At 35.2% G+C, this 17508-nt stretch carries 18 protein-coding genes and 1 tRNA gene; 1 reads left to right on the top strand and 18 read right to left on the bottom strand.

Translation table 11 applies throughout. From position 1 onward, the window contains the following. Positions 1-42: 42 nt before the first annotated feature. On the bottom strand, positions 43-1380 hold the full coding sequence (rpoN, locus tag AC1RPQ_RS04900; protein WP_481761448.1) for an RNA polymerase factor sigma-54: 1338 nt from the start codon (positions 1378-1380) through the stop codon (positions 43-45). Between the two features lie 67 nt (positions 1381-1447). Between rpoN and AC1RPQ_RS04895 the strand changes: the two genes are divergently transcribed. Then, a tRNA-Arg gene (locus AC1RPQ_RS04895) sits at positions 1448-1519 on the top strand. 293 nt (positions 1520-1812) lie between these two features. On the opposite strand, the gene AC1RPQ_RS04890 is transcribed toward AC1RPQ_RS04895, so the two are convergent. The 17 genes from AC1RPQ_RS04890 to AC1RPQ_RS04810 all read right to left on the bottom strand — a co-directional run bounded on the left by AC1RPQ_RS04890 (position 1813) and on the right by AC1RPQ_RS04810 (position 17491). Continuing rightward, entirely contained in the window at positions 1813-2094 is a 282-nt protein-coding gene (locus AC1RPQ_RS04890; protein ID WP_481762187.1) for a hypothetical protein, read from the bottom strand. A gap of 572 nt (positions 2095-2666) precedes the next feature. After that, positions 2667-2972 (bottom strand): hypothetical protein, encoded by a 306-nt coding sequence (locus AC1RPQ_RS04885; RefSeq protein ID WP_481761450.1) that lies wholly within the window; start codon positions 2970-2972, stop codon positions 2667-2669. A gap of 314 nt (positions 2973-3286) precedes the next feature. Then, positions 3287-3658 carry an LPXTG cell wall anchor domain-containing protein gene (locus AC1RPQ_RS04880; RefSeq protein WP_481761451.1) on the bottom strand — a complete coding sequence of 124 codons (372 nt, stop codon included), beginning with the start codon at positions 3656-3658 and terminating at the stop codon, positions 3287-3289. Between the two features lie 22 nt (positions 3659-3680). Beyond that, positions 3681-4772, bottom strand: coding sequence for a WxLIP family cell surface protein (locus tag AC1RPQ_RS04875; RefSeq protein ID WP_481761452.1), 1092 nt, complete (start codon positions 4770-4772; stop codon positions 3681-3683). A 31-nt stretch (positions 4773-4803) separates the two neighbouring features. Then, positions 4804-5571 carry a WxL domain-containing protein gene (locus AC1RPQ_RS04870; RefSeq protein WP_481761453.1) on the bottom strand — a complete coding sequence of 256 codons (768 nt, stop codon included), beginning with the start codon at positions 5569-5571 and terminating at the stop codon, positions 4804-4806. 26 nt (positions 5572-5597) lie between these two features. After that, positions 5598-6185, bottom strand: coding sequence for a WxL domain-containing protein (locus AC1RPQ_RS04865; RefSeq protein ID WP_481761455.1), 588 nt, complete (start codon positions 6183-6185; stop codon positions 5598-5600). Between the two features lie 30 nt (positions 6186-6215). Continuing rightward, complete coding sequence (locus AC1RPQ_RS04860) at positions 6216-6956, bottom strand: WxL domain-containing protein (RefSeq protein WP_481761456.1); 741 nt, start codon at positions 6954-6956, stop codon at positions 6216-6218. A 66-nt stretch (positions 6957-7022) separates the two neighbouring features. Next, the gene (locus AC1RPQ_RS04855; RefSeq protein WP_481761457.1) at positions 7023-7772 is read right to left on the bottom strand and encodes a WxL domain-containing protein; all 750 of its coding nucleotides are present in this window, start codon (positions 7770-7772) and stop codon (positions 7023-7025) included. 58 nt (positions 7773-7830) lie between these two features. Next, the gene (locus AC1RPQ_RS04850) at positions 7831-8592 is read right to left on the bottom strand and encodes a WxL domain-containing protein (RefSeq protein ID WP_481761458.1); all 762 of its coding nucleotides are present in this window, start codon (positions 8590-8592) and stop codon (positions 7831-7833) included. Between the two features lie 25 nt (positions 8593-8617). Further along, complete coding sequence (locus tag AC1RPQ_RS04845; protein WP_481761459.1) at positions 8618-9334, bottom strand: WxL domain-containing protein; 717 nt, start codon at positions 9332-9334, stop codon at positions 8618-8620. 86 nt (positions 9335-9420) lie between these two features. Beyond that, a complete protein-coding gene (locus AC1RPQ_RS04840) occupies positions 9421-11985 on the bottom strand; it encodes a hypothetical protein (RefSeq protein ID WP_481761460.1) in 2565 nt (854 codons plus the stop codon). Positions 11986-12312: 327 nt separating this feature from the next. Then, positions 12313-13521, bottom strand: coding sequence for an Ig-like domain-containing protein (locus AC1RPQ_RS04835; protein WP_481761461.1), 1209 nt, complete (start codon positions 13519-13521; stop codon positions 12313-12315). A gap of 273 nt (positions 13522-13794) precedes the next feature. Beyond that, on the bottom strand, positions 13795-14121 hold the full coding sequence (locus tag AC1RPQ_RS04830) for an LPXTG cell wall anchor domain-containing protein (protein ID WP_481761462.1): 327 nt from the start codon (positions 14119-14121) through the stop codon (positions 13795-13797). 22 nt (positions 14122-14143) lie between these two features. Beyond that, complete coding sequence (locus tag AC1RPQ_RS04825; RefSeq protein WP_481761463.1) at positions 14144-15232, bottom strand: WxLIP family cell surface protein; 1089 nt, start codon at positions 15230-15232, stop codon at positions 14144-14146. 31 nt (positions 15233-15263) lie between these two features. Beyond that, the gene (locus AC1RPQ_RS04820) at positions 15264-16049 is read right to left on the bottom strand and encodes a WxL domain-containing protein (RefSeq protein WP_481762186.1); all 786 of its coding nucleotides are present in this window, start codon (positions 16047-16049) and stop codon (positions 15264-15266) included. 32 nt (positions 16050-16081) lie between these two features. Continuing rightward, positions 16082-16687 carry a WxL domain-containing protein gene (locus tag AC1RPQ_RS04815; RefSeq protein ID WP_481761465.1) on the bottom strand — a complete coding sequence of 202 codons (606 nt, stop codon included), beginning with the start codon at positions 16685-16687 and terminating at the stop codon, positions 16082-16084. 39 nt (positions 16688-16726) lie between these two features. Further along, positions 16727-17491 carry a WxL domain-containing protein gene (locus AC1RPQ_RS04810; RefSeq protein ID WP_481761466.1) on the bottom strand — a complete coding sequence of 255 codons (765 nt, stop codon included), beginning with the start codon at positions 17489-17491 and terminating at the stop codon, positions 16727-16729. Positions 17492-17508 lie beyond the last annotated feature (17 nt).

The raw sequence follows: 17508 nt of genomic DNA, 5'->3' as shown, positions 1-17508 counted from the left end.
AGCAATTGACGTTTGATATATGAGATAAGGTCATAATTGTTCCTAATCCTTGTAGCGTTTTCTTGCTGATGACGATGGAATGTTCAGGTTTTCACGATATTTTGCAACTGTTCGTCTCGAAATATCGATGTTTTGTTTCATTAATTGTAAAACTATTTTTTGATCAGAGAAAGGTTTCGTTTTATCTTCAGATTCAATCAAAGTCTGCATAGTTGTCATAATCGTTTTTGAAGATAGCTCTTCAGCATTCTTTTTGTTCTTATTTGCGATTTGTCCAAAGAATGATTTTATTTCATAAACACCAGATTCTGTTTCAATGTACTTATCATTAACGGTTCGACTAATTGTTGATTCGTGAACACCTAAAGCGGCTGCAACTTCCCGTAAAAGTAATGGCTTAATTGGTTTGGTTTTATCAGTGAAGAAGTCAGCCTGATATTTCAAAATATATTGTCCTACTTTTAAAATGGTATCGCCTCGTTGTTTCAAGCCATGAACTAGCCATTCATATTCCCGTTTCTTTTCAGTTAAATATTTGATTACTTCAGGATCTTGGTCTTTTGACATATCATCAAAATATTTTTGTTGAAAAACAACTTCAGGCTGTGCACCGCGAACTTTGAATAATGTTAATTCATTATTACTTTTTTTCAAAACTAAATCTGGATAGATTTTACCAATTCTAGTTGTCCCAAATCCTGCACCTGGATTAGGTGATAATGTGCGAACAAAATCTGATATTTCTTGAATTTCTGAAAGATTAACACGATATTTTTTTGCTATGTCCGACCATTTACGATCGACAAAGTTATCAAAATCATCTTTTATGACTGTATATGCCAATTCAGGCGCTAAATCGTCAGAATCAATCTGTAACATTAAACTTTCTTGTAAATTACGTGCACCAACACCGGGCGGATCTAAGCGTTGAATCAAGGTTAACGCATCTAATAACATAATGGGTGGTATTCCTGATTCTTCTGCTAAATCATCCAAATTAGCATTAAAATAGCCCGTCTGTTCAATATAATCTACTAAGTAAAGAACAACCTTTCTAAGCGGTGTTTGACGCATCGTTAGATAAATTTGTTCCAATAAATAATCCAATAAAGATTGTGATTCATCATCACTGACTGAATTCATATAATCAGTATCACCATTTGTTGTTAGATTAACTTTATAACGAGACTCCCCTGCTTGGATTCTCTGATTGTCGTCAACAGCTTCAATCAAAGGGTTTTCCATCATTTTTTCAGTGACAAATTCTTGTAAATCTTCTATATTATATTGCAACATTTTAATTGATTGTTGGAGCTCTGGTGTCATTGCCAGTTTTTGAATTTGCGTTTGTTGTTGCTTAAATTTCTGTTCAATAGCCATTATTTCTCAACCTCCGCTTTCGTTACTTGTTTTTTTTACGTAATTCAGCTAAACTATTAACTATACTGCGCCGTTGGTGTAATGGATAGCACGTAAGATTCCGGTTCTTGAGCTGAGGGTTCGACTCCCTCATGGCGCATCGTTAAAATTAAAATATTTTCTTTTGAAAAACCTTATATGTTGATATAAGGTTTTTTGTTTTCGCTTACATTAATTATATATCATGTTTCTTAAGATAGCCATGGCGTTCTTACCACACTACAAAATATAATAAGCAACATAGTAGAAAAAAATTAGTTCAATCAATAATAAATTAAAATCGTTAATATAGTTGGATTGTAATCGTTACCATTACGTTTCATAAAAAATAAATCCTACCTCAATTAAGAGATAGGATTTTCTGTTTAGCTCTTTTTACCGTAATCACCCATTTTAATACGAAGTCATTTTTGGGAATTTAATCATAAAGAAGATAGAAATAATTGACCCAATGTAACAAGCCCAAACTAACGGGTCTGTATAAACCAAATTTGATAGAGTTACATTTAAAATCACATTAAAAATTGATAGTATTATAATACCACGATATTTACATAATTTATTCTGTAATAAAATCATAATTATCTCAATGTTCCCTACTAATAACATGAATACATCTTCACTATAGAATTTACCTGAAAGAGCATGAACAATCATTATAATTGCAAGAATCATTAATATTATATTTAAACTGATTGCTATTATTTTTGAATTGATTACTTTTCTAATCATTTAGTTTCTCCTGATTTATAGTATTTACATATAAAGAACAGTGAAATCAAAATAGCTACCAGGAAGGATTCTAATGTAGGAAGATAACAATCATTATTAATCTCAATGATCAACATAATTGCGTTTAATACAATATTAAACATTGAAAGGATTACTATTATTATTTTATCGAAATAATTAAATTGGACAATCAGCATAAAAAATTGTAAAAGAACGATTATACTTGATACTGAAAGGAATAGATCTATATGTTGACTTCCCATTCCGCCTAATGAAAATGCAGTATCAAGAAATAAACTAAAAGTTTCTATAATAAATATAATATTAAAAAATGAATGTAATACTTTGGAATTTTTTAAAAGTTTCAACATTTTTAGCTCCTTAATATGATGTTATTTTATGAATATAAATAGGGTTAAATGAACCCGCAGCATAATATGGCTATTCCTTTATTTTATATACCTCAACATATTTACCTTTTCCCGAATGTTGATGAAAAATTTGATTTTCCTACTCTAAAAGAAATTTCTAAAACTTAAATAAATTACTATAATAACATCTAGAAATACCCAATACATTAATAATAAGTATTTAAATTTAGGTACTAAGTACTTATTATGCCTTTTAATCATTACATCTAATAAATACGTAATAGTATATATAATACCCATTCCAAATAATAATAAAACACCTAAAACAAGTAACCCATCACCATTATTTAAGCCAATACCATTTCTATGGATATATCCATCTATGATAAATATAAAGGGTATTATTTGTATCCCGATAGTCGCTAATATTTCTATATATATTTTTCCCATACTATCCCCTTTTAATATTTTGTGAATATACTGTGGGATAAAACTACCCTTAAATGCTATTACTTTAATCTATTTTTTCATTAACAACATTTTTATGCTATCATAATTTCAACATTACTTCAAAGTGATTTAACCATAACGTTAATCTAATTTAATATTTAAGCAAAAACCCAACCTCTTAAATTAAGGGCTCTGTAATATATTTATCAACAACAGTTGTAATAGAACCTTTAATAAATATCGCAATAAAAAAAGAGTTTTTCCTCGTATTTTTACGAGGAAAAACTCTTTTTAGTTAAACTATTAAATTTTAATTATTTTGCATAATTTCTTTTAAACCAGCCAACTAATCCCATAGCTAGCAACAGAACAAGGCCCATCATTGATAGTCCTGATTCTTTCATTTCACTAGTCTGAGGTAAACTGGTTTGACCTTTTGCTGCATTTTTTAAGACAGGTGTTTTCCCATCCGGTGTTACCTGTGAAGTTGTTGGCGTCGTGGGGGACGTTGTTGTTGGTCTTGTTGTCGGTGTGGTTGGTTTCGTTTTCTCTGGCATTTTACCAACGAATTCGATTCCAACCTCACTAGTATAACTAGCCGCTTCTGCAGTATTACCGAATGCACCTAAACTAAAAGATAACCCCAAAAGACTAATTATTAAAACACTCATTAGTTTTTTTCTCATAACCATACCTCGTCTATTTTGACTACTTATCTTCTTTTTTATCAGTTTGTAATTCTTCTAGAATTTGTCGTTTTGCTTCTGCGACAGCTTCTTCTTTATCTTTTTTGTTACGACGACGAACTAAGAACCAGATGAGCAACAATAGAAGTAATAGCAAGAAGATTCCTGCAAGGATATACCACATTGTGTAATCTTTTTCTAAGTCAACCGCTTTTTCGTTCAATTTATCTGCCGTTGCGCCATCAATTGTGAAATATTCTGTCCATTTCCACTTATGTACCCCAGAAGTCGCCGTCATTTCTAAACGGTACTTACCAGGCTTAAAGGGTTGGTTATCCCAGAAAATGCCATAATTAAAGTTTGTATTTGGAGCCATTGTCATATTCGAAGTGGTTGAAGCATGTAGTGCTTTATCACCATTTCTTGAATAGACTTTTCCATCAACTTTCAGGTTACGGATTGGTGTTGTTGTTGGATCTTGTAAGTTTACCTTCAATGTATTACGGAAATTAACTGATCCGGGCTCAATCTTAAGTAATTTCATATCAGGCTTAACAACATCGTCAGTTTCAGTTAACGTTGTCCCAATAACAAAGGCATAACGGTTTTTAATTTGAACGTTACTCTTTGATTTTTTTTCACTATCTTTGTTAATTTTTTCATAGAAGTACAAGCCACCGTCAATTTCGCCATTGAATTTCTTAGCGGGCATTGTGATATGGAATGTATGCTCAATGCTTTTCTTAGCCGGTACTGTCACTTCTTTATCTGACTTAATGATTGAAGATAGAGGGTTTACCATTGTTTTATCAAGTTTTGGTTTCACGTGACTGTATTCAACCACTCCGTTATCATTTGTAATCGCTGTATTTGCTTCAGCCATTACAGTAACATCTTTGTTAGTCGAATTTTTTAATGTGACAGTAATGTCTTGCTTTTGGTTCGGTTTCATTTTTAAATTAAAATACGTTTGGCGCTTATCAATTTGGTTGTTTGGAATATTTGCAGTAACAGCAAAGTTCATTTCAGCAGCATTCGCTTTTTGAACTTGTCCACTAAATATAACTAATCCTGCCACAAACGCCATAATGATTCCAAAAAATTTTTTATTCAATGTAAAAATCCTCTTTCTTCTCAAATTAACTTTATGGAGCCGCCGTCAATGTCCAGTTTAATGTCGACGTATATGTTTCACCAGCTACTTTTTCAGCCGGGCCAGGCACATCCAATCTCGCTGATTTATTACCTGTTGTTGCATCACCCATTGCTATTGTCCAGGTCCCTGTGGGATTAGTATTGGCAGTTGGATCTACTACTTGATATGATGCACCGTCACCTTTTAATAATATACTATCGGTAAATAAACCGGCATCAGGATCTCCGTTATCTGTTTTCGATGCTACATTTTTTATTGTAAGCACAGTACCCTTAAGTTCATTAGCACCACTTTTAAATGATGTGTTACTAACCGTCAACGACCAGTTTCCTGTCGTATTATTTGTAACCTGAACGTAATTAGGTACATCCCTATAATCTGCATCCGTGAGCTTATCTATAACCCACTCACCTGTAGCTTCATCACGATGTCCTGTTAAATCAGCTACTTTATCAAAAGCAGCATAATAAGATTTTTTATTTCCTGAAATTTTCTGAGTACCAAAATGTAAATCAGAAATATAATCTATCCTCAGGTCACCAGTAGTTGGCGTAACTGGATTAATTGGTTGTACTGGTTTTGTCGGATCTAATGGATCAACTGGACCAGACTTTGCAAGTAATGTTAAGTTAGCCGCTGTGGTTGCAGTTTTTCCATCAGGCGCTACTGCTGCATCAGCCACTGAATTTCCCATTATTGAAATTGCAAGGAGGGGGACAATGGCTACTACTAGTCGTAAGTTTTTTTTCAAGCTCATTGTTTTAACCTATCCCTTTCTGCATCCTATAATGGTGCGTCGTTTAACGTCCATGTAATTACTGATGTATATTTTTCTTTTAATTTAGTTGATGCACCAGGTACGTCTAAGGTTGCCTTAGTAACAGGTAACGTGTTAGTACCCATACCCATGTCTTTAGCTGCATCTACTACTGCAACACTTTGACTAGATCCGTCTAAAACCATATCCGCTGTTGGTTGGGTAGCATTATAACTTGCCCCATTATTATTAGAAACAGTTCCAGGCGTCAATGTTAACTTAGCCCCAGCTAATTCTTTTGAGCCGGTAAACTGTGTGTTGGCAACTGTTAATTTCCAACCTTCATTTGAACCACGGTTGTCATCAACAACGATAGAATCTGTAATAGTAGCTGCATCATATTTTGCATCTGATCCACTAATTTTTTGATCTCCAAAATCAACACTTGGTGCCTTTGTCAATTTAATTTCTCCAGCTCCAGTAGCAGGATCAGCTACAAAGTTGACATCACCTGATGAAGGTAATGTTACATCAGCAGCATGTACTGCTGGTGCTACTGTTGAAAACAAAGTAACGGTTAAAAGTGCTGCTGTTGCAATTGCTGTTTTCTTCATAATTTATTTCCCCTTTTGTTAACCCAATTTTTATAAGTTTGCGTCTGTTAATGTCCATGTTAAATCTGTTGTATATATTGTTCCAAGATTTTTAGCTGTTTTACCAGGTACTGTTAATGAAACGGCTTTAGCTTTAGCATCTTTACCAAATGAATCAGTCCATGTTCCCATTCCTTGACCGTCTGTAGCAGTAACAACCTTAACATCGCTACCAACTGTAGGAGCAACGACACTATTATTATCTTTATCACCAATTATTGATGGTGTTGTTGTCGCATCCATATTTGTTGAATTAAATGTTTGATCTTTCATACTCAATTGAGCACCAGTTAATTCTTTTGTACCGTCAGTAAATGCGCCTTCTTGCTTAACATTAACTGTCCAACCAGCATTTGATCCACGGTTATCTGTTACTTGTAAGTAGTTAGCTACTTCTTTTGCTGTTCCTTTAGAATCTGTTATTTCAACAGGAGCTGCGTAGTAAGTTGTATCACTACCAGAAACTTTATTTTTTGAACCAAAATCAAAGTTTGAAACATAATCTAATGATAATGGACCATTTGTTCCTGGGTTAATTGGAGGGTCTGTTGGGTCAACTGGATCTGTTGGATCTGTTGGATCAACTGGACCTGTTGGATCTGTATTATCTGTAAAACCAACGCTACCTTTTGTTGGAAGTGATCCTACTGTTGCTGCATTTACAGCTGGTGCTGCAATTAAACCTAATGTTGTTAATACGATTGCGCTTGTTACGATTTTAGTTGTTTTCATTTTAATTTCCCCTTTTTTTAATTCCCTATTTTTTTGTAGCCTATTAGAAAGTGATATGACTTAATTTTATAAACCAGCGTCTGTTAATGTCCATGTTAAATCTGTTGTATATGATGAACCGACCGTTTTAGCTGAATTACCAGGTACTTTCAATGAGACAGCTTTACTTGCTGTATCTTTTGTAGCATCAGCATCGTAGACACCAAATGAATCTGTCCAAGTCCCCATACCTTGATCCTTACCAGCATCTAAGACAGCAACGTCAGCACCAATTGATGTTGTAATTGTAGCTTTAGCTATAGCTGGATCTGTTGTTCCGCCAATATTTTTAGAATTTAAAGTTTGTGTTCCCATACTTAGCTGTGCGCCATCTAAATCAGTCTTACTATCGTTAAATTGTTTTACTTGTTTAACTGACAATTTCCAGCCTTTATTTGATCCACGTTTATCTGTTACTTGTAGGTAGTTAGCTCTTGTAACTTCTTTACCATCTTTATCAGCTAATTTAACAGGTGCAGCGTAGTAAGTTGTATCGTCTCCAGAAACCTTATTTTTTGAACCAAAATCAAAGTTAGAAACGTAATCAATTGATAATGGGCCAGGTGTTCCTGGTTGAGGATTATCTGGGTCTGTTGGATCCGTTGGGCCTACTGGGCCTGTTGGATCCGTTGGATCAACGGGTGTTGTTGGATCTGTATTTTCCATAAATCCAACCTTACCTGTTGATGTATAATCTGCAGCATGTACTGCAGGTGCTGCAGCTAAACCTAATGTTGATAAAATAATTGCGCTTGTAACGATTTTAGTTGTTTTCATAATTTATTTCCCCTTTTAATTAATAACCATTTTTATTTTTTATTGACTAATTTAGATTTTATAAGTTAGCGTCTGTAAGTGTCCATGTAATATCTGATGTGTATTTTTCTGCAACTTTTTTACTATCACCAGGGATAGCTAATTTAACAGAAGCTTTGGCTTTAGCAGCATCTGTTGTTGCGTTACCAAAGGATTCAGACCATGTACCAGAACCTGCGCCATCTTTTGCTTGCATAACAACTTTGTCCCCTGATGTAGCTGAAATGTCAACGCTATTTGTTAATGTTGGTTTTGGTTTTGATGCGTTATTATCAGCATTAGTTGCTTCAGGATTAGATAACGTAATTGTTGTCCCATCTAATTCTGATTTTGTTGTTTCACTTGTAAATGCTTTTGCTTGTTGAACAGTAAGTTTCCAACCTGCTACTGTTCCACGGTTATCTGAAACTTGTAGGAAGTTTGCAAGATCTTTATCAGCTCCGGATGCATCTTTAACTGTCACTAATTGAGAGTCATATGTTTCGTTGTTACCTGACATCTTTTGAGCACCAAAGTTAAAGTTAGAAACATAATCGATTGATAATGGGCCACCAGTACCTGGATCTGTTGGGTTTGTAGGATCTGTTGGATCAATAGTATGTCCAGGATCTGTTGGATCCGTAATACCAGGATCTGTTGTACCATCATTTTTAGTCAATTCAATTTTACCGTGTGATGTATATGTTTGTGTTTCAGATGCATGAGCAGTTGTCATAATGGCACCTGTCACACCTACGCCTAATAATGTACTTAATAATAATTTACTTGAATTTTTCATCATTTATTTCCCCTTTATATAACCTTTTTTATAAGTTAGCATCTGTCAAAGTCCATGTTAATTCAGACTTATAAGCCCCTGCTACTTTGTTTGATTCAGCTGGAACAAGTAATGACACACTTTGTTTGGCAGCTGTATTATCTTTACCAAAACGGTCTGTCCATGTTCCCATACCTTTGTCGACCTTGGCTGTCATCACAGTAACTGCTTTGCCATCTGGATTGATGGCTGCTTGACTAGCTGTCGGCTGACTCATATTACTACTTCCGTTAGTTGTTCCATTCATTAACGTAATAATCGTTCCATCTAATTTATTTTTACCATTCATAAATGGATTGGTCTGTGCAACAGTTAGTTTCCAGCCTGCGTTTGAACCACGATTATCCGTTACTTGAACATAGTTTGGATATTCCCCAACCTTACCGTTTTTATCAACTAACTGGTCAAGTTGTGCATAATAAACACTGTCTTTACCAGAAATTTGTTGTTGACTAAATTGTAAGTTCGAAACGTAATCAATTGATAATGGTCCATCTGTTCCAGGATTAACTGGTTTAACCGGTTTTAACGGATCAGTTGGATTTGTTGGATCAACTGGCGGTGTACCGTCAGTATTTTTCACGAATTCAATAGTTGCATGCGACTGATAATTCACTGTTTCGCTTGCCAAAGCTTGCGTTACGGTAAAACCAGCCGGTACCATACTACCTAAAAGAACTCCCAAAATTAACTTTCTTTTTATCATCGTATCTACTCCCCTCGTCAGATTTTGATGTTTTTATAATATTAGCAAAATGCTAATGATTAACGTTAATTAAGCAAGGATTAGGATTAAGGCGCATCCGTTAGTGTCCATGTTATTTCCCCTGCATACTTACCTGCTTTAAGTGACATGTTGCTTCCATTAAGTTCAGCAACAACACCTTTATCGGCTGCCCAAGTGACATCTTTAGTTTCTTCTGTCTGACCTGAACCAACCTCTGTACTACCAGTATCTAAATCTTGTGCAGTTCCAGTTGCATCTATATATTTCAAAACACCTTTCAATGTGTTAGATCCATCTGTTAAAGGTTTTGAAACGCTAGCCTTCAATGTCCAAGCTGTTTTGCCTAGATTAGAAATTGATACAGTATTTTCAGCAGTACGTTGAAGATTGAAATTTTCTCCACTGTAAGGCAACATTACCCCATCTTTTGAACCAAAAGTCATTTCATCAGAGGCTGCAGTAATTGCTAAACCACCACCTGCAACTGTGATCTTAATCGTTTTTTCAACACCCTGAGCATTTACAATAACTGCTTCATAGTCACCAGCACTAGAAGTTGGTGTAAGTGTCGTTGATTTAACTGTAACTTTAGAATCAGCACCAGTTGATAGTATCCAACCTTTAGCCGAACTCTCTGTTAATATGAACTCATTTAATTTAGTCTCTGTTAATCCCGAGATAGATTTACTGTCCGTACTAAAATCCTTAGCGTAAACTACAGAATCACCATCAACGACGGTATCACCATCTATTACATTGACAGGAACGGCAACTTTAGCAGTTTCATTAGGTGTCACATCCGTATCCGTCAAAATCATATCTTGTATATAGAAACCAACTTTTGTGTTATCAAGTGGTTTATTTGATGGATTTGTAGGATCAATTTCTAATGTATGTTTATTAGTATTCATAATTGTTAAATCTTTGATTAATTTTGTTTCATCTATTGTAACGGTTCCGCCAACATCAATTTTTTGTGGAATAGCAGTTGCACCCAACTTGAATAAGTTGACAGTTACGGTAACTGGTTTTAATTGTTCGGTACCTCCAGCATCAATCGCAGTTACTATAACTTTATTTGCACCTACTTTTAATTTTGTAGGGTCAATCTTTGCAGAATAATCGACACCATCTTTTGTTGTTTCATAAGTATTCTCTGCTGGCGATGATATTGACCCATCTGGATACTTAATTTGAATGTATCCCTTTGTACTATCTTCATCTGAAACTTTACCTACAATTTTAAATGAATCTGTTTGATCCGCATAAGCATTAATTGTTGATGGTGTTACAGTTGCAACAGGTGGAATACTTGGTGTCGTTTCTTTATAAGTTAAGTAAGAACCTGTCGTTAATGTTTCTCCTGGGGCTAACGTTTTAGGATTAGCTTTTATTACAAAAGCACTATCTCCCTTAAACGGAGTATCTGGCTGACTAATGTCGTTGATAGCTATAATTTTATCAAGCACTGATGTCTCCATTCCAGTTCCTACAGCTCCACCTTTGAAATAACTACTTATATTTGATATATCTAATATACCAGTACCGGTAGCTTTCCCAGCTGAATAATTAGTCCAACCACCCAAGCTAGTATTATTACCGGGATCCTTCAATCTGTAATTCAAGGTATGTTTATCACTTACCATTTTAAATCCATTGTTAGGTCCCAAACTTTTTACAGGGACGTCATCCTTATCAACCAAAGTATCGACCCCCTGAGCTGCACCAATAGCTCGAGTTGCAGTATCATTATTTGTGATACTGAAATAACTATATATACCACCTGCTGCATCATACATTTCTTCAAATGTATAGCTCACCTTATATGTTACATCGTACATTGTAGCTTTGAATCCAGTACCATCATTATTTTTATAAAGATGGTAATCTGTAATTGGTCCAAGTTTTACAGCACTTTCAATTGTATTAGGCGTCGTGTTACTTTCTGCTGCATACCCATATCCACGATCTTTTGGAATAGCATTATTAATGATAATTCCATAAGACTTTCTTGGATTAGGATTTCTTCCACTGGCACCAACCTTCGTAAATGCCCAACTAGATGCATTACCCTGTTCACTGTAAGAATCGTTATTTGTCAGCGCACTTGGTTGGAAATTAAATGCTGCATTACCAAAATATAAAACAGGAGTCGCTGTATCATCTGCTTTTCCCGCGTTGTTTGTTGGAACACCATTTACTAACTTCCCGCCTCCTGTAAGTGACACATACTCATTTTTAGAATTTGATGCCACATCGGTAGTACTCCACTGAGTATTAATGGCCCCTTGTGATGGACCAACATAACCAGCAGCTGGTACTGCTGTCTCACTTTTTTTAGTCGTTGCTACTTTTTTTGTTGGTGCTTTCGTTACTTCTTCTTTAGTTGCTACTTCGCTTGTTATTTCTTCTTTTGTTGCTTTTATCGATGTACTTTTTTCGGTTGTTTTTTCAGAAGATGCTGTTTGAGGTTTAACGGTTTCATCTAGCTCTTTAGCTTGGACAGAAGTTCCTGGGCCCTCATTGTTAACCACGTTAACAATGCTACCTGTCATCACTCCTGCTAAGATAATTCCCGTCATTAACGTTGCTGAGATTCGTTCTTTTTTATTACTGTTATGCCCTTTCATTGTTTAGTCCTCCCCCTATAGTTGCTGCCTATTTATACCTAACATTACTATATTTAACTCATTAGTCTAGCTGATTAGTTGTGACCCCCTAGTCCCTCCTAATAGATTTATTCGTTAACTTAGCTGTAACCTAATCGCAAACTTATTATCTGGTTACTGCGACATAGCCAGTTTACCTATAATCTATTTAAATGTAAACATATTTTTTTAATTAAAAAATATTTATCTAATTTATGAAGTAACCGCTTTATCGATTTTGTTTTAATACAAAAGTAATTCATCAAAAAAAATGATGAATTACTTTTGCCAATTTACAGTTTATTTTGGTTACCCTTCACGAACTGGAACTACCGTTGCAAGACTTATTTCTGTCCCATTTGTTTCAGTTATATAAAGAAGTGTATAGGCTCCTTGTTCTGGAATTTGTACAGAGAAACTAAGATCTGACTGTACGACTGTTCTAGCAATTTCATTACCGCTTGCATCAGCAATAATAATTGTATTTCCAGCTGTTTCTCCAGTACCTGTTAAATATTTATCACTTTGATAATAAGAATCAACAGTTGGTTTAGCAATCGTAACATCTTTATGCTTAACTACCGTAGTTTTCACATCACTCCAACCAACACCTGTATTCTGACGAACACTAACTGTTGTATCTTCATGTTGTTTAGGAATAGTAACTTCGTAAAGTCCATTTTCATCAACGATACCTGTCCCTATAACTTTATCGCCAACTTTAACTTCAATTTTAGCACCTGGAACACCACGACCTGATACCGTTGTATCTGTATCAAAAATTGTTTCAACGGTTGGAATTTCTTTCAAAAGTGCCCAACCCGGGTCTAGGTGATATGTTGGCAACGTGTCAGAAGCATTATATGAACCCAACACGTCCCAATCAATTGGCGCACCATTTTTTACTAAACCACTATTAAATATATAACTTGAGTTATTTTCTGCGTCCGCTACTCTGATACCTGTATCTGTTACCATTTGCCCAATATCAAGAGATAAATGAACTTTGAAGTCGGCAAATGCAATCCAAGAATGAGATGGATTTTTGATTCGTAATGTTTTACCATTATCCTCAACTCGGATATCATTTTTATTATACGTATATTTACTTCCGTTATTAAATTGGAAATTTCCTGTTATATAATTATTGAACGAATCATGGTTAAAAAGTGGAACTAACTCTGAAGGAACTGACAAGACATAGTCTGTCGATTCATTAATTCCTGCCGAAATAATCGACTTTCCTTCATAATCAAAATCTAATGTACCTGTTGTCACTGTATTATTACCTTGTAAGTGTAGACCACTTGCACCCGTTCCAGATACTTTCATTGAGCCTCTTGTAATAACACCTAATTCTTTCGTACCTACTTTAGCTGTCGCCACCTGCTTTTCATGGTTACTAGCATCTACGGAATTATTAGCTACCCCTAAAATCATTACTGAATTCAATAATCCAACCACCGCTACCGTTTTAATCACATTCTTCTTTGTCTGACTCATTTCTACTTTGTTCATTTTATTCATCTCCTCTATTTTGGTTTATAAACAATTATTTGATACAGGCCCTCCATAAAAAAATTAGTTAGAGCATTACTAATACCTCCTTATATTTATATTTATTTTTTTATTAATACCTTAAACACAGCTTATCATGTTAACGCTTTCTTTTGCAAATTTAACCACTAGTATATTTTTAATTTTAACTAAATTGGACTTAGATAATAAGCAAAAAAAATAAGCTATCTTCATATAAATACGAAGGTAGCCTACTTTAATTTTAACTATTCTTTATTTTGATTGCTTTGAATCGTTATATTTAACCCATCCAATTAATCCTGCGGTTGATAAAAGAATAAATCCTATCATTGATAATCCTGATCCTTTTATTTCACCGGTTTGAGGTAATCTGTTTTGATTCGATGCAACATTCTTTGAGACAGGTGTTCTCCCGTCTGGATCTGGTGTCACCTGAGAAGTTGTTGGCATTTTACCTACAAATTCAATTCCCATTTCACTTGTATAACTAGCCGCTTCTGCGGTATTACCGAATGCACCTAAACTAAAAGATAACCCCAAAAGACCAATTACTAAAGTACTCGTTATTTTTTTCCCCATAACCATACCTCACCCATTTCGACTACTTATCTTCTTTTTCACCAGTTTGTAATTCTGATAAAATTTGTCGTTTTGCTTCTGCGACAGCTTCTTCTTTATCTTTTTTATTACGACGAACTAAGAACCAAATAATCAATAATACAAGTAGAAGTAAGAAGATTCCTGCAAGAATATACCACATTGTATAATCTTTTTCTAAGTCAACTGCCTTTTCGTTCAATTTATCTGCCGTTGCGCCATCAATTGTGAAGTTTTCAGTCCATTTCCACTTATTCACACCAGAAGTTGCCGTCATTTCTAGACGGTACTTACCAGGTTTAAAGGGTTGGTTGTCCCAAAAAATACCATAATTAAAATTCGTATTGGGAGCCATTGTCATATTCGAAGTGGTTGAAGCATGTAAGGCTTCATCCCCATTTCTTGAATAGACTTTTCCGGCTACCTTTAAATTACGAATAGGTGTTGTTGTTGGGTTTTGTAAATTTACCTTCAATGTATTACGGAAATTAACTGAACCTGGTTCAATTTTAAGTAATTTCATATCAGGTTTAACAACATCATCTGTTTCAGTTAACGTTGTCCCAATCACAAATGCATAACGGTTTTTAATTTGAACGTTACTCTTTGATTTTTTTTCACTATCTTTGTCGATCTTTTCATAGAAGTATAATCCACCATCGATTTCGCCATTAAATTTCTTAGCGGGCATTGTGATATGGAACGTATGCACAACACTTTTCTTGGCTGGAATTGTCACTTCTTTATCCGACTTAACAATTGAAGATAGAGGATTTACCATTGTTTTATCAAGTTTTGGTTTCACATGACTATATTCAACCACACCGTTATCGTTGGTTACAGCTGTATTTGCCTCAGCCATTACGACAACTGCTTTATTAGTCGAATTTTTCAATGTGACAGTAACATCTTGTTTCTGATTAGGCTTCATTTTTAAATTAAAATAGGTTTGGCGCTTATCAACTTGATTACTTGGAAGATTTGCAGTAACGGCAAAGTTCATTTCAGCAGCGTTCGCTTTTTGAACTTGTCCACTAAATAAAACCAATCCTGCCACAAACGCCATTATGATTCCAAAAAATTTTTTATTCAATGTAAAAATCCTCTTTCTTTTCAAATTAGCTTTATGGAGCCGCTATCAATGTCCATTTCAACGTTGATGTATAAGCTTCTTTTGTTTTCACAGTGGTACCAGGAACAAATAACGACACTGCATCGTTTCCTGTAGAGTTAGTTCCCGCTTTATCAGTACCCATAGCAAGTGTCCAAGTACCGAACGGATTATCACTATTACCATCTGTCGTACTAACAACCGAAACAGGAGTACCACCAGTTCCTGTAAGTTTAACGTTACCTGGTAAGTCCCCGCTTAGCCCTAAACCTGGATTTTCACTATGTGCTTCGATATTCTTAATATTTAGTACAGCACCTTTAAGCACGTTCCCGCTAGGACTTTTAAAAACAGTGTTACTAACACCTAATGACCAATTACCCGTTGTATTATTTGTGACCTGGGCGTAATTAGGTACATTATAATAATCTTTATCTGTTAGGTTTTGTGTGTCCCACACTCCACTTGAGTCACGACGGTTAGTCATGTCAGCTACTTTATCAAAAGTTGCATAGTAGGTTTTATTACTCCCCGAGATATCCTGTGCCCCAAAATGAAAACTAGAAATATAATCTATTCTTAAGTCTCCAGTTGTTGGCGTAACTTGATTGAGTGGGTGCACTGGTTTTGATGGATCTAACGGATCAACAGGACCAGACTTTTCAAGTAATGTTAAGTTAGCTGATGATATCGCAGTTTTTCCATCAGTTGCAACTGCTGCATCGGCTACTGAATTTACCATCATCGAAAATGCAAGGAGGGGGACAATGGCTACTGCTAGTCGTATATTTTTTTTCAAGCTCATTGTTTTAACCTATCCCTTTCTGCATTTTATAATGCTGCGTCTTTTAATGTCCATGTAATTGTTGATGTATATTTTTCATTTAATTTACTTGTTGCACCAGGTACTTCTAAAGTTGCTTTAGTAACAGGTAATGTGTTAGGCCCCATACCTTTATCTTTAGCTGCATCTACTGCTGGAACAGCTTTAGATGAACCATCTAAAAGCATAGTTGCTGCAGGATTAGCCACAAACTTTGCCCCATTACCATTAATAATTGAACCATTTGTTAAGGTTAACTTAGCACCATCAAGTGCCGTACCCGTTGCCGTGGCAAATTGTGTATTTGCAACTGTTAAATTCCAACCGACATTTGAGCCACGGTTATCATCAACTTGGATATTAGCATCCTCTGGTTTAGCGCCAAAAGACGTTTGTTCATAAGTTTTTGTTGATCCACTAATTTCTTGATCCCCAAAATCAACACTCGGTGCACTGATTAGCTTAAGTTCGCCTGCCCCAGTAGCTGGATTAGCTACGAAGTTAACATCACCTGTTGTGCCTTTTGTAATATCGGCAGCATGTGCTGCAGGTGCTAATGTTGAAAATAACGTAACTGCTAAAAGTGCTGATGTTGCAATTGCTGCTTTTTTCATAATTAATTTCCCCTTTGGTTTAACTTACTTCTAATCTTTTTATAGACCTGCGTCTGTTAATGTCCATGTTAAGTTAGTTTTGTAACTTGTTCCAATTGATTTAGCTGTTTTACCAGGTACTTCTAATGAGATTGCTTTCATTGAAGCATCTGTATCTGTTCCATCGACATATGTGCCAAATGAATCAGTCCAAGTACCCATACCTTGACCCTTAGCAGCACTTACAACTTCAACATCTTTTCCAACAGTTGGTGTAATAACACCACTATTTAAAGCAGTTGGGATTGTTGTCGTGTCACCAATATTTGAAGAATTAAATGTTTGACCGGTCATTTTTAATTGCGCACCAGCCAACTCAGAAGTCCCATCATTAAATTGGGCATCTTGATTTACTGAAAGTTTCCAACCACCATTTGTACCACGGTTATCAGTTACTTGTAAGTAATTAGCACGTTTAACCTTATCACCTTTACTATCTGTAGCTGAAATTGGTTGTGCATAGTAAGTTTCTGTAGAACCAGAAATCTTATGATCAGCACCAAAATCAAGATTAGAGATGTAATCAATCGATAAAGGTCCATCTGTACCAGGTTTGATTGGATCTGGATCTGGATCTGGTGTAATTGGATTTGTTGGATCGATTGGATCTGTGGGATTTGTTGGGCTTGTGCTTCCTGCGACAAAACCTACTTTACCTGTTTCATTATATGTTTGTGTATTATTTGCGGCATGTACAGCTGGTGCTGCAGTCAAACCTAATGTTGTTAACGCAATTGCACTTGCAACGATTTTTGTTGTTTTCATTTTAATTTCCCCTTTTA

Source organism: Dellaglioa sp. CoH-57-MRSF-21 (assembly GCF_056781915.1).
This window is presented reverse-complemented; position numbering and strand designations above follow the sequence as displayed.